This is a genomic window from Kitasatospora sp. NPDC092286 (assembly GCF_044755565.1).
Lineage (GTDB): Bacteria > Actinomycetota > Actinomycetes > Streptomycetales > Streptomycetaceae > Kitasatospora.
In genome coordinates this window covers 124,727-142,584 of the sequence record NZ_JBIVRD010000006.1, presented here as the reverse complement: position 1 = coordinate 142,584, position 17,858 = coordinate 124,727, and the positions used below count along the sequence as shown (strand labels likewise).

Sequence of the window (17,858 nt, the reverse complement as noted above, 5' to 3'; positions counted from 1 at the left end):
TTCGGCCGGGCCCGGCCTCAGAGAAGAGGAATCTGGCCCAGCACCGGGGGCTCCTTCGGGGATGTCGACGGCTTCAGTCCGGCGATGATCTTCGCCTGGTTGAGCAGGCTGGTGCTGCGGTCATTCCAGTAGCCACCGTGCCCCTCGGTGTCGATCTCGATGTTGTTTCCACCGAATCCCCAGATATGCGGGCTGGGACCAAGGGTGGCGCCACCGACGAGACGAGTGGGGTCGTCGTCGGCCTCGCCGATCCACACGTGATCGGGGTCGATGTTCAACTGGTCGGCTTGGAGAACGCCCATGCCGGGGCTGCCGAGGGCGACGATGTCGTCGGCATGCAGGCCGCCTCCTTGGGAGGCCGCGACGCCTACGGCGTAACTTCCGTAGCTGTGGGCGAGGTACGTGACATGGCTCTTGGGCTCGCCGTGCGTCACCCTGAGACCTTCGGAGAACTGCCGCATGTCCTTGGCCCCGTCAATCCCTCGCATGGGGTTCGATGCCTCCGGAAGGCTCTCGGGAGTGTCGTAGCCCAAGTAGGAGATCACCGAGACGGCTTCGCCGGCTCTCGTGAGACTCTCCGCCTGCTTCTGTAGCTGCTGAACGCGGTCGATCTGGCCCGGCACGCCATTGAGGTCGGTGTTCGTACCGGGCACGAACACGGCCGTGTGCTGAGCCTTGTCGGGATTACCGGTGGCGACGATCGCGCGCCCGTCGGAGTCATAGGCCTCAGGATCGACGGCGAGAAGGAACAGCTGGTGCGCCTCGTCGTTGCCGTCCTTCTCGTCGAGCTTCCTCTTGATCGTCTCCAGCGCGTCCCGCCGCTTCTGGTACGTCTCCTGATCGAGGCCGGCATCGGCGGCGCTCCCCGCCTGGAGGGCGTCGAGCTTCTGGTCGAGGACGAGCCGGTTGGCCTTGTCCCGGACCGTCGACGGCAGGCCGTCCATGCGGCCCAGCTCGGCCGGACGAAGCGCGAGGAAGGACTCCTGCTGCTCCGGGGTCAGCCCCTTCCACCAGTCTGCGGACTTCTTCGGGTCCTTGCCGTCCGGCAGATGGTCGCCGGCCAGGCCGAGGTCGCTCATCACGGCCGCGGCGTCGACTCCGGTCTCCGCCATACCGCCGTTTCCCCGTTTCTCGCCCAGGATGTCCCCCGCCAGGCGCCCGAGGGCGGTCCTGCCCTGGTCGCTGGCATCCTGGGCAGCCTTCACGGCGGTGTTGATCCGGTCCTGGTAGGTACTCCTGGCCGAGGCGAGAGCACGGCGCGCGTCCTGGGTGTCCTGGTCGTGGCGGTCGTCCCAGGTCTGGGCCGGCAGATCGACGACGCCCTCCACCGACACCGTCAGCCCGGCCTCCTGCGCGCGGTGGACGGCGTTGGTCAGGTTCGTCTGCGCCTGGTACATCCGGTCCGCGACGGTGTTCAGCGTCAGTGCCACCGTCTCGGCCTCGACCCGAACGATGTCCAACTGCTGTTCGGTGCGCTCCATGTACGCGAACGCGGCAGTCGCATCGCCACCCTGCCAGTGCAGCCGCAACGGCCCGTTGACCTGCGTGCGGTGACGGGAGTCCACGCCGTCCGCAGCGTGGGCGAGCGCCTTCCAGCTCTTCGCCGCGTCGCGCAGCCCGTGCGGGTCGAAGGTCAGCAGCAGCTCGTAGAGGCCGCTCACTCCACGCCCTCTTTCCAGCCGCCGGCTATCGCCCGCTCGTTCTGCTGGTGCGATTCGGCGTTGGTCTCCAGCTTGCCTGCCGTTGCGGCGAGTCTCTGCCGCACCTGGCCGAGCGGCGTGGCCCAGCCCTTCCCCAGTTGTTCCAGCGCGCCGGCCACCGACCAGCCGGCCAACTGGCCCGAGGCCGTCGCCGCCGAGGTGAGCGCCGCCCTCACCGGCTCGGCCAGTTCCTCCCCGAGGGCCCGCGCGACCCCTGCCGACTGCCGCAGTTCCGGACCGACCTTGATGTCAGCCAATGCGATCTCCCCCCGGAGACACCATGCAAGCGTGTGCGAACCGCACTCATCGGGGCACGAGACGTACGCCCACCACAATGCGCTACGCATCCATACGGATACTCAGATCGTATGACCAGCACGGCCACCCGTGTTCGATTTCGCTCATCTCGGCACGCGCCGGAGTCGCGGGAAGGGCCCTCAAGCCGGCTGCCGGGAGCGCCGCAGCACCTGTACGGCCAGGTCCACCGCCTCCCGCATCGGGACCAGGCGGCAGTCCGCGCCGCCCACGTGCCGTTCGGTGACGCCCCGGGCCTCGCGCAGGACCTCCCTGCCGAGGGCGTCGAAGTGGAGGTCGTCCAAGTCCGGTGCCCTGAAGGAGATCCAGCCGGACGGGCCCAGGCAGCGGTACTCGCGCAGGGGGACGTCGGGCAGGCGCAGGTCCGCCAGGTGGAAGGCGGTGAAGCGGGACATCGGGACGCCGATCATCAGGACCCGGGCGTCGAGGTCGTAGAGGCGGCCGAGAGGGGAGTCCGGGCCCAAGTGGCTCTCGCGGGGGTGCTGTTCAGCGATCTCGCGGGCGAGCGGGCCGAGGGCGGCGAAGGAGGTCTGGGGGTGCGGGCTGCGCAGGGCGCCGGGGTGGGTGCGGATCTGTTCGGAGAGGGCGCCCATCGTCGGGGAGCAGGGGGTGGTGGCCGGGTCGAAGGGGGGCATCCGGGCACGGTAGGCGGCGACCTGCTCCGGGGAGAGGCCGGCCGTGGCGGTGGTGTGGAGACGGGAGGTGGCCGAGTTCTCGGGTGTGGCGGTGTACGCGACCAGGGTGCCGCGCCGCGGGCCGCCGAGGGCGTCGAGCAGCGCCTCGACCACGGTGGCGGCGCCGCCGGCCACCGGGCCGAGGGCGCGCAGGGAGGCCTGGACATGCAGGACCATGCCCGGGCGGACGCCGAGTTCGGTGAAGTGCCCGGCCAGAAGGGTCCGGTCGAGCGCCGGCAGGAGGCTGGGAGCGCGGGGTTCGGTGAGGATGACGGTTCCTCAGGGTGAGGGCCCCGGGTGAGGGCGCCCGGGGCGGGACGGGGGGAGGGCGGGGAGCGGGTCGGGGTTCAGCCGCCGACCGGTGATCTCTCCTGTCGGGCCCGCCCGGCCGCCCGTTCGGCGGCGGCCGGGAGCGGTACGGCGAGCCACGGAGCCACCGTCGCACGCATGCCGTCGGTGAACCGCAGGCCGAGCGGGGTCAGGGAGCCCGACCCGGCGAGCCGGTCGACGGCCTCCGCCGTGTACTGCCGCCAGAGCGCGAACCGGGTGCGCGCCCGGTCGGCGGCCTCCCCCGGCAGCCCGTCGTACGCCAGGCTCCTGGTGCCCCAGAACTCGGTGACCGCCAGATGCGCGTAGGTGCCCTGGAGCAGCCCTTCGAGGGGGCGTGGATCCGGCCGCCAGGGGGCGAAGTACAGCGCGGTGTCGGCGGGGTCGTAGAGGTCCAGCAGGTCGAGTACGGCGCCCAGTTTGACGTGCTGGAACTCGTGCGCGAGCAGCAGCCCGAGGATCGGCGCGGTGGCCGGCCGGGCGATCCCGACCGCGCCGAAGGCCTGCCGGGCCGCCGCACTGACATCCCGCCCCGGCGGTCCGGGCCGCAGCGGGGTGACGGTGGTCAGACCGGCCCGGACGCCCTCGGCGTACCCGGGCAGGTCGTGCCCGAGCAGCTCCCAGGCCTCGCGCAACGCGCCGGTCCAGTCGAGCAGTTCGGTGTCGGACAGCCGGCCCTCGACCGGGTGGTCATGGCTGTCGCGCTGCGGATCGAGGTCCTCCAGCGCCACCGTCCAGCCGCCGGCCAGCCGGACCCGGCGCACCGGCTGCCAGCGCGGGTCGGTACCGGTGATCAGTTCACCGTCGGCGGTCCGCACACGGAATCCACCGGCCGACCCGGTGACCACCGTCTCCCCGTCCGGCACCGCCAGGCTCCCCAGCGTCGGCAGATGCAGCACACCGCCCCGGACGGTGACGGCCAGCGTGTCCCCCCGCCCGGCCCGGACCGCCGCCGCGGCGGCCAGCGCGGCCAGCGGGCCCAGCCCGGCGCCGAGGTCCCCGGCGAGCCGGCGGGCCGCCCAGGCCCGCGCGTACGGGTGGCCGAGGACGGCGTCCAGCGCGGCGGGCGCGGTGCGGTCGAGGGCGGAGAGCAGGTCCCAGGCCGCCGACCGCCGCTGCCCGGAGGCTCCCCAGGCGGCGGCCAGCATGGCCCGGGTCAGCGCGAGCTGGGAGCGGGCCAGCGCCCGGACGGTGTCCGCGCCGCCGTGGCCCCGGGCGAGTTCGTCGAGCTGCCGGTCGGTGAGGGCCGTCGGCACCACCGGCTCGGCCGCCTGGGCGGGTACCGGGCGGCCCACCGGGTTGCCGCGGTCCGCGATGCCGTTGATGAGCGTCATGAGGTCCCCGCAGTAGACGGAGGGATTGTCGAAGCCGCCACCCTCATCGTCGCCCCGGTAGCGGTGGGCGTACAGACCGCCTCCGCAGGAGCGGACGACGGGACAGGCGCGGCAGACGGCGCTCAGACCGGCCAGGCCGGCCTGGCGGACGCCGATGCCCGGGTGGCGGGCCACCTCGTCGAGGGAGTGGCGGAAGACGTCGAGACCGGTGGCGGGAGCTCCGTCGAAGGCGGTCTTGAGGCTGTCGGCCTGCTCGAAGGTGCCGTCGGTCTCCAGCACCACCAGGTCGGACGGTTCCAGGCCGAGCGACTCGGTGAGGCTGGACAGCCCGCGCAGGGTGCGGTGCACCGACTCGAAGGTGCGCACGGCGAACGGCCGCCCGTCCGCCTCCCAGCGCTCGTAGACGGTCAGCAGCCAGTCGGCGTAGGGGTTCTCGCCCTGGCCGGCGGGACGTTTCGGCGGATCGTCCCAGGTGGCGTGCGGCAGCAGGAAGTCGACGGCGGGGGGCTGGAGTTCGGCCAGCGCGTGGTAGACCGCCGCCGGGTCGTTCTCCACGTCGATGGTGCAGAGCAGGCCGGCGAAGAGGTGCCGGTGCGCGGGCTCGCGCAGCAGCGCCACCGCCCGCAGGACCTGCGGGTGGCTGCTGCGCCCGTCGGCGTAGCGGCGGTGGCGGTCGTTGGCGGCGCGGTCGCCGTCGAGCGAGACGCCGACCTTGATCCCCAACTCGTCGAAGAGCGCGCAGAATTCGCGGCTCAGCAGCACTCCGTTGGTGTGGATCCGCAGGTCGAGGGCGCAGCCGGACGGGAGCGCGGACCGGAGGAACTCGGCCGCGCGGCGCAGCCGTTCCGGGCCGGCCAGCAGGGGTTCTCCCCCGTGCAGGACGACCCGGACGGCGGACAGCCGGTGCGCGGCCGCATGGTCGCCGATGCGTTCGGCGGCCTTGGCCAGGATCTCTTCGCCGATGACCTTCGGGCGTCCGCGCCAACTGGTGTCCGCGTGCTCGTAGACATAGCAGTGGTCGCAGGCGAGATCGCAACGGCTGTGCATCTTGACCACGAATTGCGTCAGGGGAAGCGGAATTCGCGTCATCACAGATCTGCTTCAGGTGGATTCGGTCGGACCGGACCTCGGCCGGGGAAAGGGCGGGTCGGTCAGATCGAGGAGTTGAACGCCGCGACCGGCACCAGGCCGGATTCCGAGCCGGGGAGGGCGCGGTGCAGTCGGGCGGCCAGTTCCTCCGCGCCGAGCGCGGCCAGGTCGGAGAGGGAGGGGCGGTCCAGCGTGTCCTGAGTGTCCGTCAGTTCGCTGGCTGGCCTGGTGCTGGTTACCGGTGTCATGTTCGTTCCTTTTGGCGCGGTTAGGACCTGCCGGGGGTGGGTATCCCACTCGGCTACCAATGTAGTGGCAGCGGCGCACCGGCGCGGCACCCTGCGGTCCCGATCCGGGCTCCGCAGCCGCCTGGGCCCTGAATGGAGGCCCGGGGCCGCGATATTTCACCCGTTCAGCGGTCGCGCACTCGCCGTCGTACGCGCCGCATCGGCCATCTTCAGTCATGCGTTCGACCGACGGGCCGGTGTTCCCGCCCGGCGGGCGACGACCCGCCCCCACAGCCCGGACCGCGATCGCCGCACGGCCGCCGATCAGCCGAGGCGGCGCACCGCACGCCCCAGCCCGGAGACGAAGTCCCGGCCATGGGTCGTGAGTTCACCGCTGTCCAGCAAGGTACCGACCGCCGCGGCCGTATGGGACCGCCACCGACTGGACTCACGCTCGGCGCGGTCCTGGTCCGAGGCTCCGGCGACCAGCTCGGCGTGCCAGAAGCCGGCGACGCCGAGGTGGGCGTAGGCACCCTGGAGCAGCGCGCCGACCGGGCGGGGGTCGGGGCGCCAGGGGGCGTGGTAGACGGCGGCGCCGTTGGGCCGGTGGAGGGGCACGAGGTCCAGCAAGGCGCCGAGTTGGATGTGCAGGAACTCGTGCACCAGGGCCAGCGCCAGCAGCACCGGATCGTCCGGCCGGGAGGCCGCCACCGAGCCGTACGCCCGCCGGGCGGCGGCGCTGACCGCCTCCCCTCCGGGCGCCGGACGCAGCGGCACCAGGGTGGTCACGCAGGCCGCGACGGCCTGTGCGTGCCGGTGGTGGCGAGTGGCCAGGATCCGCCAGGCTTGCGCCAACGCGTCACGCCAGGCCGCGAGTTCGGCCGCTTCGAGGGGGCCTGAGGTCGGCCGCCCGTAGCTCGCCCGGTACGGGCCCAGATGGTCGATCACCGGCGTCCAGCGCAGCCCGTCGCACTCCAGCGGCACCGGCTCCCCCCGCCGCCCGGCCCGCACGAACTCCCCGAGGACGCCCGGTGCCACCGCCTCACCGGCCGTGAGCCCACGCAGGCAGTCGGCCGTCCAGGCGTCCAACTCGGGCCGCAGCAGGACCTCTTCCCAGCGCGGCGGGTCCGTCGCCCGCAGTGCGCGGAGTTCGGCGTACGCCTGCTCGAAGTCCGCCCGCCCGGGCCCGTCCGGCAGCGCCCGCTCCAGTGCGAGCAGCAGCAGGGCCCGCTTGCTCACCTGCCCGGCCCGGAGCGCCCGTACGGCCTCCGGCCCACCGCGAGCGGCCGCGATCGCCATGAAGACGGCCCGGTCCAGCCCGTGCCGGGGAAGCTCCGCCGCGACCCTGGCACCGGGCACCCCGGCCGCCACCCCCGCACCCGCACCCGCACCCGCACCCGGGTCAACGCCCGGACCCGGCCCCGCACCCACGCCCGCACTGGCACCCATCGCCCACGCTCCTCACCCTGTCGGTCCCGCACCTGCCACGGCCGGCGCACCCGCCGCCAGCCCCGCCACGTCCCCCCGCAGCCGGCCCGCGATATGGCGGATCAGCCGGTCCAGATCGGCGCAGTACACCGAGGGGTGCCCGAAGCCCCCCGCCGCATAGCGGTGGGCGTAGAGCCCACCGCCGCAGACCGCCGCCAGCGGGCAGCCGGCACAGACCGGCCCGAGCCCGGCGCGACCGCGCTGGCGGGCCCGGAAGGCCGGGTGCGCGGCGGCCTCGGCGAAGCCGTGCCGCCGGACGTCCAGCCCCGTTGCCGCCGCTCCGTCGTACGCGGCCTTGAGGCTGTCGGCCTGCTCGATGGTGCCGTCGGCCTCGACCACCACGAGGTCCACCGGCGCCAGCCCGACCGCCTCGCTCGCCGCCCGGCCGCCGAGCAGCAGCACGGCCAGCTCCTCGAAGAGCCGTACCCCGGTCTCCCGGCGCGGCGCGTCGTACCAGCGGTCGAACACGGCGATCAGCCACTCCCCGTACGGCGCCGCCGCCCCGCCCCCGGGCGGCGCGACGGGCACGGAGCGCCGTACGCCGGGCGGCTGGGCCTCCCAGGTGCCGTGCGGCAGCAGCAGGTCGATCCGGGGCGGGGCGAACTCCAGCAGCGCCTCGTAGCAGGCCACCGGGTCGGCGGCGAGGTCGACCACGCAGAGCAGTCCGGCGAACAGCTCCCGGTGCTCGGCCGTCCCCAGCAGCCGCACCGCCTCCGCCGTCCGCGCCCAGCTGCCCGCGCCGGACGGCAGCAGCCGGTGCCGGTCGTGGTCCGCCGCCGTCCCGTCCAGCGAGACCCCGACCGCGACCCGGTACCGGTGCAGCACCTCCAGCAGCGCCGGTTCGTCCAGCAGCCGCAGCCCGTTGGTCTGCAGGCTGAACCGGACGCGTGGCCCGATCGCCGTCAACTCCCCCAGCAGCGCGTCCAGATGATCCGCTCCGACGAGCAGCGGTTCACCGCCGTGCAGGATCACCCCGACCTCGTCCAGCCCGCACTCGTCCGCGTGCTCGGCGATCCGCCGGGCGGTCCGCCGGGCGGTCGCCAGCTCCATCCGCCGGGGCCGCCGGCGCCAGCTCTGGTCCGCCGACTCGTACATGTAGCAGTAGTCGCAGGCCAGGTTGCACCGACTGTGGATCTTCAGCAGATACTGCCGGAACGGCACCATGCCCGCGAGCCTAGCGCCACCCCACCGGGCCTGACGGGGCGTCCGGTCGCCGTCACACGGACGGCCCTGTCACTCCGGCCGCACCACCCACCACGCCGACACCACCCGTCGCCCTGACACCACCCGTCACGCCGGCCGCCCCCGTCACACCGCCGGCGGCTCGATGTCGGAGTCCAGCCGGAGCCCGGCCTTGACCGCCACCGTGGTCGGGTGCTCCTCGCCGAGCGTGTGCCGGGCCCGGTGGACGCAGTCGGCCCGCAGCCGGGCGGCACGTTCGGCCTGGCCGTCGGCGGCGAGGGAGAGCGCGAGGTTGGAGTTGATGCCGATGGCGTCGTAGTGGTCGAGCCCGAGGGTGTCGCTCATCAGCGGCGCGGCCTCCTCCTCCAGCGCCAGGGCGGCGGCCCCCTCCCCGGCCAGGACGAGGTCGTTGGCGTGGTTCATCATCGCGATCGGGATGTAGAGGTGGTGGTCGCCGAGGACGGCCCGGAACTGGTTCAGGGTGCGCGCGGACAGCTCCCTGGCCTCCACGATCCGGCCGGCCAGCCGCAGGTAGACGGAGAGGTTGTTGGCACCGGCCAGCGTGACGGGGTGGTTCTCGCCCAGGTAGTCGCGGTAGCGGGCGAGGGCCCGCTCGGCGAGCTGGATGGCCCGGTCGGTGTCGCCGAGCGCGTTGAGGTCGCTGGCCAGGTTGGTGGCGGAGGCGAGCGTGTCGGGGTGCTCCGGGCCGTTGATGTCCAGGTAGCGCTGGTAGATGTCCTCGTCGATCTCCAGCGCCTCGTTGTACCGGCCGGCCCGGCGCAGCGCCACGGCGAGGTTCTTGCGCGCCCGCAGGGTGTCGGTGTGGCCGTCGCCGATGGTCTGCTGGTAGATCCGGACGGTCTCCTCCAGCAGGTCCAGGGCCTCCCGCAGCCGGCCGGTCTCCCGCAGGTCGCGGGCGTAGTTGCTGGCCGAGGAGAGCGCGTAGAGGCTGTGCGCGCCGAGCGCGTCGCGCTGCTGGAGGTAGTTGCTGCGGTGGCGTTCCAGGGCGGCCCGGCGGTCGCCGGCGAGGTAGTCGGAGACGGCCAGGTTGTTGGTGATCATCAGGGTGCGCGGGTGGTCCGGGCCGAGGGTGCGCCGGGCGGCGTCCAGGGTCCTGCGGTCCAGCGCCCTGGCCTCGCCGTAGCGGCCGAGGAAGCGCAGGTCGGCACCGAGGCTGTTGGCGACGGCGAGGGTGTGCGAGTGCTCGGGGCCGAGGGTGGCGGTGAAGCGCTCCAGGATGTCCTTGTCCATCTCGTACGCCTCCTGGAGGGCGCCCTGGGAGCGGCGGATGTTGCTGAGCTGGGTGCGCAGCATCAGGGTCAGGGCGTCGTTCTCGGCGTCGAAGCCGGGGCCGCCGTAGCCGTCCTGGCGCCAGTGCTCCAGGGTGCGTTCGGCGAGCTCCCGGCCGGCGTCGTGCAGGCTGCGCTTCCACTGGTAGCGGACCGAGTCGATGATCCACTGCCGGACGTCCTCGTCGGCGCTGCCCACAGCGCCGGACGGCCAGAGGTGGGGCAGGAGTTCGGCGTACTGGGGCCAGTTGGCGGGGATGTCGGGGTCGCCCGGGTTGGCGGTGGCCAGCGCGGCGTGCACGACCGCCCGCAGGGCGGGCCGCTCCGCCTCGGCGACCTGGTCCCGGAGCACCGCCTGGACCAGCCGGTGCACGGTGATGGTCTCGCTGCCCTGGTCGGTGCGGGCCAGGCCGAACCGGTTGATGGCGCGCAGGAATTCGCCGATCGCCAGCTTGTCGCGGGGGGTGCGCGGGGGCAGCCGCAGCGCGTGGGTGACGGCCCGGCTGTAGAGCAGCCGCATGGGGATGGCGTCCGGGCCGAAGAAGGCGCAGATCTCCAGGATCTGGGCGGCGGGGGCGTTGAGACCGCGCAGTTCCTCGACCGAGATCCGCCAGGTTGCGGCGGCGGAGTGCGGGTAGTCGGCGGTGCGCAGCCGGGTGCGCTCCAGCATCTCGGTGAGCGCCTCGTCGAGCAGTTCGAGATAGGTGGCGATCGGCATCGACGTCTCCTGGAGCCAGACCGCGGCCTGTCCGACGGCGAGCGGCAGGTCGCCGAGCAGGGCGGCGACCTGGTGGGCGTCGTCGGGGCCGAGGCCGCTGTTGAAGCGGCGCAGCAGCCGGATGCTCTCCTCGCGGGTGAAGACGTCGACCTCGACCAGGCCGGCGTGCTTGGACCAGCCCTGGTTGCGGGAGGTGATCAGCACATGGCCGCCGGAGGAGCCGGCCGGCAGCCAGGGCGCCAGTTCGTCCGGGGTGCCGGCGTTGTCGTACACCAGCAGCCAGCGGCGGTACGGGTGGCCGCGGCGCAGCGCGTCGAGCACGGCGGCGGCGGTGTGCGCGACGTCGTCACTGCTCTGGACGCCGATCCGGGGGGCGAGTTCGGCGAGCTTCTGCGGGATGTTGGCGGGTTCCTCGGCGGGTACCCACCAGACCACGTCGTAGGCGGCCTTGAAGCGGTGCGCGTACTCGGCGGCGATCTGTGACTTGCCGGCGCCGCCGAAGCCGTAGAGGACCTGGCTGAGGACGGCGGCGGGCCCGCCGGTGAAGCGGTTGCGGAGCAGTTCGAGCAGCCGGCCGCGGCCGGTGAAGGAGGCGTTGCGCGAGGGCGCCTCCTGGACCTGCGGGGCGATCCCGGGGAACCGGGCCGGGGCGGCGAACTCACCGCTGTCACCGTCCGGTTGGCGGGTGCTGTTGGGCGGCGGGCCGAACTCGCCGTACAGCTGCGACTCGGCGAGCACGGCGGAGGAGCGGACCAGGTCGGGGACGGCCTGGCCGACGAACGGGCGGGGCACCGGTTCGTCCGAGTCCTGGAGCCGGAAGGCCACCAACGACGGTGCGCCGGTGCCGATTTCGCGCCCGCTCAGGAGCTGCCAGGCGTCGGCGGCGCGGGGCAGCGCGGTGTACTCGGGCGAGAGCAGGGCCAGCAGCCGGCCCTGTCCGTCGAGCGGCCCGGCGGCCTCCGGCGGCCGGCCGCCGGGGTACGGATCGGCGGCGTTGTGCAGCGAGGTCTGGTAGCCGAAGCCGGTGAGGGTGGCGGCCGCCCACTCGGCCCACATCCGGTCCTCGGGGGCGTAGCTGACGAACACCTGGCGGGGCACCGCGCGGGTCGAGCGCAGGTAGGCGCCGTACAGCCGGCGGCGGGCCTCGCCGCTGAGCGGGCGCAGCGCGCGGACCCTTCCGTCGGTGATCCAGCCGGCCAGCCGTTCGAAGGCGTTGAGCAGGCTGCGGGCCTCCTGCGGCCGGTCGGCGACGGTGGCGGGCACCTCCTCGTAGGCGTAGAACGGCTTGTAGGGGACCTCGACGTCGCTCCAGTAGGCGGCCCGGCGCTCGGCGGGCAGCCAGCGGCCGAGGTAGGGGGCGAACGCCTCGCGGGCGAAGTCCCGTCCGGCTTCCAGCCGTTCCTGCTCCGCGTCCTCGACCCGCATGGGGACCGGCAGGACGCGGATGGCCCGCTCCTCGGCCTCGGCGATGGTGCGGGCCGCGTCCACGCCGCCGCGGATGTTCTGGGCGCTGAAGGTGAAGCAGTCGACGACGGTGTCGGGCATCAGGACGGTGCAGATGCCGGAGGTGTCGCTGACGCCGGTGCGGCTGTCGATCAGCACGTAGTCGTAGCCGCGGGCCCAGCGTTCGCGCAGCTCGCGCAGGAACTCCCCGCCCCGGATGTCCCGGCCGTGGTAGAAGCTGCGCCAGTTGAAGCTGGTGACGGCGGCGGAGTAGGCGGCGTTCTGCCGCCCGGCGGGCAGGAAGTCGAGCCGGCCGCCGGGCGGCAGGTCGAGGGCCAGGCCGCAGATGTAGCCGTCCAGCCGCCCCGGCTCGTCCAGCCAGGCGCCGGGGGTGAGGCCGGACGGCCCGGCGGCGGAGGGCAGCGCCTGCTTGACGTAGGAGCGCAGCAGGTCGATCAGGCCGTCGGTGGCGTGGAGTTCGGGGTCGACCAGCAGCGGGTGGTAGTAGCGGTGCAGGCCGGGCGCCTCCAGGTCCCAGTCGACCACCAGGACGCGCAGGCCTCGGCTGGCGAGGATCCAGCCGACGTTGGCGAGCGCCATCGTCCGGCCGGTGCCGCCCTTGAAGGAGTAGAAGGTGACGACCGAACCTGGGCCGGTCCGCTCCAGCTCCGCGCCGGTCTCAGCGAACATCGTCCTGTTCCCCCTTCAGCGGCACTGCCGCCCCGTCCGGGCTGCGGCGCGGCCCTGGCGGCCCCGCCGGAATGGCCAGACCGGGCATCGCCGGTCCGGCCTCCTCGCCACCGGGGCCGAAGCCGAAGGCGGCACCGTCGACATCGTCCCCCCAATCGAAGTTGGCGTCCATCAGCTTGTTCTGAGCGACCGTCACCATGATGGTGAGCTGGTCGTCGAAGCTCTCCCTGGGTACCGCCACGCGGAACAAGTGCTCCGGATCGCTCCGGCGCAACCAGTTGCGGCGGAACACGCCGCGCACGCCCGCCCACAGCGCGTCGCGCTCCGGCCCGGTGGTCGGGTCGTCGGTACCGGCCGGGACCATCACCCCGGTGACGGGGTGGTTCTGGTCGTCGTACTCGCGCAGCGCGGACCGGTAGAGCTCGCTGCCGGCCACCCACGGGTCCACCAGCAGCACGCTGACCTGGTTGTCCTCACGGGCCTGGTCCAGCTTCTCGCCGAGGCCCGCGCCGATCTCGTCCAGCGTGGTGGTGTGCCCGGCGGAGGTGATCACCTGCTGGGCGCGGACCACCAGCGAGGGCTGGGTCGGCGGGTGGTAGGGCGCCCAGTGCCAGGGTTTGGTGCCGTACCAGCCGCCGCCGCGGACGTCGCCGGGCCCGGCGGACGGCGGCACCGCGTCGGCGGCGCGCCCGGCCGCGACGAACAGCCGGACCATTCCGGCGGTGGGCGCGGGCCGCACCGACGGCGCCACCGGGAAGTAGCCGCGGACGGCGCCGAGGTCGAACTCGGGAAGTTCGCCGAGCCGCCGGGCGGCGGCGTCCCGGACCCGCTCGGCGACCACCCGGACGACCTGCCGGTAGTCGGCGCCGAGCGGGTCGGTGCGCAGCAGGTCGCGCAGGCCCGAGCGGGCGTAGGCGTCGCCCATGTCCTCCTGGACGTACTGGATCTTCCTGACCTCGTCGGGGAGGCCGCCGGGCAGGGTCTCCCAGAGCACCGGTATCAGCGCCGGGACGATGTCGCCGGCCAGCTCCTGGTGGCGGCGGACCCGGCCGCGGAAGGCCGTCCACTCCTTGCCGCAGTACAGGCTGGCGAAGTAGGCCGGGGAGTAGAGCGCGACCATGGTGCGGCAGCGGGCCAGCATCAGGGCCAGCTGCTGCTCCCAGTTGTCGCCCAGGCGTAGCTGTTCGGTGTCGCGGTAGGCGAGTTGCCCGGCGCCGGCGGCGGGTTCGATCCGGCCCAGTTCGTCCCTGAGGTCGTTGAAGAACTGGTCGACGAAGGCGTCCCCCGCCTGGTAGTCACGCCGCGCGTAACTGAAGAAGAAGTACGGCCGCACTGCACCCCCCGGACCCGTTCACAACTGCGCTGCTGTCATACCCAGCATGTCGTGAACCGAGCCGGTCGCGCGCGGGAGTTGGCGAAGCTCGCGGGGCGCGGAGGGGGCGCCGGCAGGCCTCGGCGAGGGCTCCGGAGAGCCGCCCCCGGCCGGGCCTGCGGGGCGGGTCTACAGGGCGGACTGGAAGGCGGCGACGGGTTCGGCGCCGGGGGTGAGGGCGTCGCCGACCACCCGGCGGAGCAGGTCGCCGAGGACGGTGCCGGGCAGCCCCTCCAGCTCACCGGGCGGCAGCGCGGTGACATCGACCAGATCGGAGCCGAGCACAGAGCCGGCTCCGGAGCCGATTTCCGCATCGGTGACGCCCATCAGTCCCTCACTCGGTCTCGCGGCGGAGCGGGCTCGGTTCGCAATCGGACCCGGTCCGCGACGGGCATCCTACACCTGACTGTTTCTCAGCACGGCTGCCGTGCCGCGCCGCTGTCATCCGTCCGGCCGTGCGAATCACCGGCCCGGCCGGCCGGATCACGGCCGGAGCGGCGGGGGTTCACGACCGGAGCGGCGGGGTTCACGGGCAGAGCCGCTCCACCCGCCAGCCCGTCGGGACGGACGGGTCGGCGAGGTACCGGAGGCGGTCGTGCAGCCGGTTCTCGCGGCCCTGCCAGAACTCGACGCTGGCCGGGACCACCCGGTAACCGCCCCAGAACGGCGGGACGGGGACACCCTCCCCCTCGGGGTAGCGGCGCTCCAGCTCGGCGTAGCGCCGCTCCAGCACCTCACGGCCGCCCACCGGGCTGGACTGCTCGCTGGCCCAGGCGCCGAGCTGGGAGCCGTGCGGGCGGGTGCGGAAGTAGGCGGCGGTCTCGTCCCGGCCGACCTTCTCCACCCGGCCCTGGACGATCACCTGGCGGGCCAGCGCGATCCACGGGAAGAGCAGCGCGGCGTGCGGGTTGACGGCGAGCTCGGCGCCCTTGCGGGAGCCGTAGTTGGTGAAGAAGACGAAACCGCGCGGGTCGAAGCCCTTCAGCAGGACGGTGCGCGAGCTGGGCCGCCCCTCGGCGTCGGCGGTGGAGAGCACCATCGCGTTGGGCTCGACCACCCCGGCGTCGTCCGCCTCGTGGAACCAGCGGGTGAACTGGGCGATCGGCTCGGCGGCGAGCTGCTCCTCGACCAGGCCCTCATGGCTGTAGTGCTTGCGCATCACGGTGAGGTCCGGCCCGGGCCGGGCCTCGTCGGCCAGGATCCGGGTGGCGGGGCTCGGGGGCGTCGACTGGGCGCGTTCCGGGGTCTGCACGCCAACATCATCCCGTACGACAAGCAACCGGCACCGCTACCTCAGGACAAACCCCGGTGGGAGATAAGGTGACTCGCCACTGCTTGGCCGCCCGCCATATGGCGATTTGTCCGTAACCTGGCGTTTGGTTCCACGGATTTCCCCGGACGGCCCGGAACCCCGGCGCAAAGTCAACCGGGCCAACGGAAAACATCATCACGGTGGTGTATGGCGCAATGCACCCCGTGCCTGTCACTCTGGCACCGAGTGCCAACCACCCATCGGTCACTGGCGTACCGTCCCACCACGGCGGCCCGCCGATCACAGAACTGAAGGAGCCGTCGCATGTCCGACTTCGTACCCGGGCTTGAGGGAGTCGTCGCGTTCGAGAGTGAGATCGCCGAACCCGACCGTGAAGGCGGCGCCCTGCGGTACCGCGGAGTCGACATCGACGACCTGGTGGGCCACGTCTCCTTCGGCCACGTCTGGGGCCTGCTGGTGGACGGCGAGTTCAACCCCGGACTGCCGGCCGCCGAGCCGTTCCCGATCCCGGTGCACTCCGGCGACATCCGGGTGGACGTGCAGTCCGCCCTCGCCATGCTCGCCCCGGTCTGGGGGCTCAGGCCGCTGCTGGACATCTCCGCCGAGCAGGCCCGCGACGACCTCGCCCGCGCCGCCGTGATGGCGCTCTCCTACGTGGCACAGTCGGCCCGCGGCCAGGGCCTGCCGATGGTTCCGCAGAGCGAGATCGACAAGGCCGGGACGGTCGTCGAGCGCTTCATGATCCGCTGGCGGGGCGAGCCCGACCCGAAGCACGTCAAGGCCATCGACGCCTACTGGACCTCCGCCGCCGAGCACGGCATGAACGCCTCCACGTTCACCGCCCGCGTCATCGCCTCCACCGGCGCCGACGTCGCGGCCGCGCTCTCCGGCGCGGTCGGCGCGATGTCCGGCCCGCTGCACGGCGGCGCGCCGTCCCGCGTCCTCGGCATGATCGAGGAGATCGAACGCACCGGCGACGCGACCGCCTGGGTGAAGAACGCGCTGGACAAGGGCGAGCGGCTGATGGGCTTCGGCCACCGCGTCTACCGCGCCGAGGACCCGCGCGCCCGGGTGCTGCGCCGCACCGCCAAGGAGCTCGGCGCGCCGCGCTTCGAGGTCGCCGAGGCGCTGGAGAAGGCCGCGCTGGAGGAACTGCACAACCGCCGCCCCGACCGCGTGCTGGCCACCAACGTCGAGTTCTGGGCCGCCATCATGCTGGACTTCGCCGAGGTCCCCGCACACATGTTCACCTCGATGTTCACCTGTGCCCGGACGGCCGGCTGGTCGGCGCACATCCTGGAGCAGAAGCGCACGGGCCGGCTCGTGCGCCCCGCCGCGCGCTACATCGGCCCGGGCCCGCGCAGCCCCCGCGAGATCGCGGGTTACGACGCCATCGCGCACTGACCGAAACCCCCGCTGAGCAGCGGGTCCGGCCGTCCCCGGACCCGCTGTTCCCGCAGCTCGTGGCCGTGAAGATCACATCTCAGCGGGCGGACTGCCGTTCCACCCGCGCAACCGCGGCCGGTAGGCTGCGCCCGTGGCTCAGATCCAGATCCCCGCTGACATCAAGCCCGCAGACGGCCGTTTCGGCTGCGGCCCGTCCAAGGTGCGCCCCGAGGCCCTGAGTGCCCTCGCCGCCACCGAGACCTCCCTGCTCGGCACCTCGCACCGCCAGGCCCCGGTCAAGAACCTGGTCAAGCGCGTACGCGAGGGCGTGAGCAGCCTCTTCTCCCTCCCCGAGGGTTACCAGGTGGTGCTCGGCAACGGCGGTTCCACCGCTTTCTGGGACATCGCGGCCTTCGGCCTGGTGCGGGAGAAGTCCCAGCACCTCGACTTCGGCGAGTTCTCGTCCAAGTTCGCCTCCTCGGTCAAGGCCGCGCCCTGGCTGGCCGAGCCGACCGTGATCAAGACCGCCCCGGGCACCCACCCGCTGCCGGTCGCCGAGGCCGGCGTGGACGTCTACGCGCTCACCCACAACGAGACCTCCACCGGCGTCGCGATGCCGATCAACCGCCCGGCCGGCGGCGACGAGGGCTCGCTCGTCCTGGTGGACGCCACCTCGGGCGCCGGCGGTCTGCCGGTGGACATCACCGAGACCGACGTCTACTACTTCGCCCCGCAGAAGTCCTTCGCCTCCGAGGGCGGCCTCTGGCTGGCGTCCTTCTCCCCGGCCGCCCTGGAGCGCGCCGCCGAGATCGCCGCCTCCGGCCGCTACATCCCGCCCTTCTTCGACCTGCCGACGGCCATCGACAACTCGTCGAAGGACCAGACGTACAACACCCCGTCGATCGCCACCCTGTTCCTGCTGGCCGACCAGCTGGAGTGGCTGAACGGCAACGGCGGCCTCGACTGGGCCGTCGCCCGGACGGCCGACTCCGCGAGCCGGCTGTACGGCTGGGCCGAGAAGTCCTCCTTCGCCAGCCCCTTCGTGGCGAACCCGGCCGAGCGCTCGCAGGTCGTCGGCACGATCGACTTCGACGACGCGGTGGACGCGGCCGCCGTCGCCAAGGCACTGCGTGCCAACGGCATCGTCGACACCGAGCCGTACCGCAAGCTGGGCCGCAACCAGCTGCGCATCGCGATGTTCCCGGCCATCGACCCGGCGGACGTCGAGGCGCTCACCGCCTGCGTCGACTACGTGGTCGAGCAGCTCTGACACCCGCGCACACGTGAGGGCCACCGCCTGCGGGCGGTGGCCCTTTCGCGTTCCGCCCGGGGCCGCGCACGGCGCCGGGAC

13 protein-coding genes are annotated in these 17,858 nt (G+C 73.2%); 2 read left to right on the top strand and 11 right to left on the bottom strand.

Annotated features, from left to right (window positions below; genetic code table 11):
• Nucleotides 1-17 precede the first annotated feature (17 nt).
• From ACIQIB_RS08420 to pdxH, 11 genes are all read right to left on the bottom strand, one after another.
• A complete protein-coding gene (locus ACIQIB_RS08420) occupies nucleotides 18-1,661 on the bottom strand; it encodes an alpha/beta hydrolase (protein WP_400653712.1) in 1,644 nt (547 codons plus the stop codon).
• Nucleotides 1,658-1,957 (bottom strand): hypothetical protein, encoded by a 300-nt coding sequence (locus ACIQIB_RS08415; RefSeq protein ID WP_400653711.1) that lies wholly within the window; start codon nucleotides 1,955-1,957, stop codon nucleotides 1,658-1,660. The genes ACIQIB_RS08420 and ACIQIB_RS08415 overlap by 4 nt, the downstream gene beginning before the upstream one ends.
• A 180-nt stretch (nucleotides 1,958-2,137) precedes the next feature.
• Nucleotides 2,138-2,866, bottom strand: coding sequence for an aminoglycoside N(3)-acetyltransferase (locus ACIQIB_RS08410; RefSeq protein WP_400757309.1), 729 nt, complete (start codon nucleotides 2,864-2,866; stop codon nucleotides 2,138-2,140).
• 170 nt (nucleotides 2,867-3,036) lie between these two features.
• Complete coding sequence (locus ACIQIB_RS08405) at nucleotides 3,037-5,439, bottom strand: FxsB family cyclophane-forming radical SAM/SPASM peptide maturase (RefSeq protein ID WP_400757308.1); 2,403 nt, start codon at nucleotides 5,437-5,439, stop codon at nucleotides 3,037-3,039.
• 62 nt (nucleotides 5,440-5,501) lie between these two features.
• Nucleotides 5,502-5,687: a hypothetical protein gene (locus ACIQIB_RS08400; RefSeq protein WP_363607880.1), complete on the bottom strand. Its 186-nt coding sequence runs from the start codon at nucleotides 5,685-5,687 to the stop codon at nucleotides 5,502-5,504.
• 303 nt (nucleotides 5,688-5,990) lie between these two features.
• A complete protein-coding gene (locus ACIQIB_RS08395) occupies nucleotides 5,991-7,115 on the bottom strand; it encodes an aKG-HExxH-type peptide beta-hydroxylase (protein ID WP_400757307.1) in 1,125 nt (374 codons plus the stop codon).
• 12 nt (nucleotides 7,116-7,127) lie between these two features.
• Nucleotides 7,128-8,318, bottom strand: coding sequence for an FxsB family cyclophane-forming radical SAM/SPASM peptide maturase (locus tag ACIQIB_RS08390; protein WP_363607882.1), 1,191 nt, complete (start codon nucleotides 8,316-8,318; stop codon nucleotides 7,128-7,130).
• Nucleotides 8,319-8,462: 144 nt separating this feature from the next.
• A complete protein-coding gene (fxsT, locus tag ACIQIB_RS08385; protein WP_400653707.1) occupies nucleotides 8,463-12,476 on the bottom strand; it encodes an FxSxx-COOH system tetratricopeptide repeat protein in 4,014 nt (1,337 codons plus the stop codon).
• A complete protein-coding gene (locus ACIQIB_RS08380) occupies nucleotides 12,466-13,809 on the bottom strand; it encodes a TIR-like protein FxsC (protein WP_363607884.1) in 1,344 nt (447 codons plus the stop codon). The genes fxsT and ACIQIB_RS08380 overlap by 11 nt, the downstream gene beginning before the upstream one ends.
• A 168-nt stretch (nucleotides 13,810-13,977) precedes the next feature.
• Complete coding sequence (fxsA, locus tag ACIQIB_RS08375; protein ID WP_400757305.1) at nucleotides 13,978-14,175, bottom strand: FxSxx-COOH cyclophane-containing RiPP peptide; 198 nt, start codon at nucleotides 14,173-14,175, stop codon at nucleotides 13,978-13,980.
• 199 nt (nucleotides 14,176-14,374) lie between these two features.
• Nucleotides 14,375-15,007, bottom strand: a complete 633-nt coding sequence (gene pdxH, locus ACIQIB_RS08370; protein WP_363607912.1) for a pyridoxamine 5'-phosphate oxidase — start codon at nucleotides 15,005-15,007, stop codon at nucleotides 14,375-14,377.
• Nucleotides 15,008-15,424: 417 nt separating this feature from the next.
• On the opposite strand from pdxH, the gene ACIQIB_RS08365 reads away from it, so the two are divergent.
• Nucleotides 15,425-16,525, top strand: a complete 1,101-nt coding sequence (locus tag ACIQIB_RS08365; protein ID WP_363607886.1) for a citrate synthase 2 — start codon at nucleotides 15,425-15,427, stop codon at nucleotides 16,523-16,525.
• A gap of 133 nt (nucleotides 16,526-16,658) precedes the next feature.
• Entirely contained in the window at nucleotides 16,659-17,777 is a 1,119-nt protein-coding gene (gene serC / locus ACIQIB_RS08360) for a phosphoserine transaminase (protein WP_363607887.1), read from the top strand.
• The last annotated feature ends 81 nt before the right edge of the window (nucleotides 17,778-17,858 follow it).

What these genes read in the sequence shown, in the direction of transcription:
- ACIQIB_RS08390 (WP_363607882.1), bottom strand. Translation starts at nt 8,318, where the DNA reads ATGGTGCCGTTCCGGCAGTATCTGCTGAAGATCCACAGTCGGTGCAAC.
- ACIQIB_RS08365 (WP_363607886.1), top strand. Translation starts at nt 15,425, where the DNA reads ATGTCCGACTTCGTACCCGGGCTTGAGGGAGTCGTCGCGTTCGAGAGT.
- fxsA (WP_400757305.1), bottom strand. Translation starts at nt 14,175, where the DNA reads ATGGGCGTCACCGATGCGGAAATCGGCTCCGGAGCCGGCTCTGTGCTC.
- ACIQIB_RS08400 (WP_363607880.1), bottom strand. Translation starts at nt 5,687, where the DNA reads ATGACACCGGTAACCAGCACCAGGCCAGCCAGCGAACTGACGGACACT.
- ACIQIB_RS08410 (WP_400757309.1), bottom strand. Translation starts at nt 2,866, where the DNA reads ATGGTCCTGCATGTCCAGGCCTCCCTGCGCGCCCTCGGCCCGGTGGCC.
- ACIQIB_RS08395 (WP_400757307.1), bottom strand. Translation starts at nt 7,115, where the DNA reads ATGGGTGCCAGTGCGGGCGTGGGTGCGGGGCCGGGTCCGGGCGTTGAC.
- ACIQIB_RS08405 (WP_400757308.1), bottom strand. Translation starts at nt 5,439, where the DNA reads ATGACGCGAATTCCGCTTCCCCTGACGCAATTCGTGGTCAAGATGCAC.
- pdxH (WP_363607912.1), bottom strand. Translation starts at nt 15,007, where the DNA reads ATGCGCAAGCACTACAGCCATGAGGGCCTGGTCGAGGAGCAGCTCGCC.
- fxsT (WP_400653707.1), bottom strand. Translation starts at nt 12,476, where the DNA reads ATGTTCGCTGAGACCGGCGCGGAGCTGGAGCGGACCGGCCCAGGTTCG.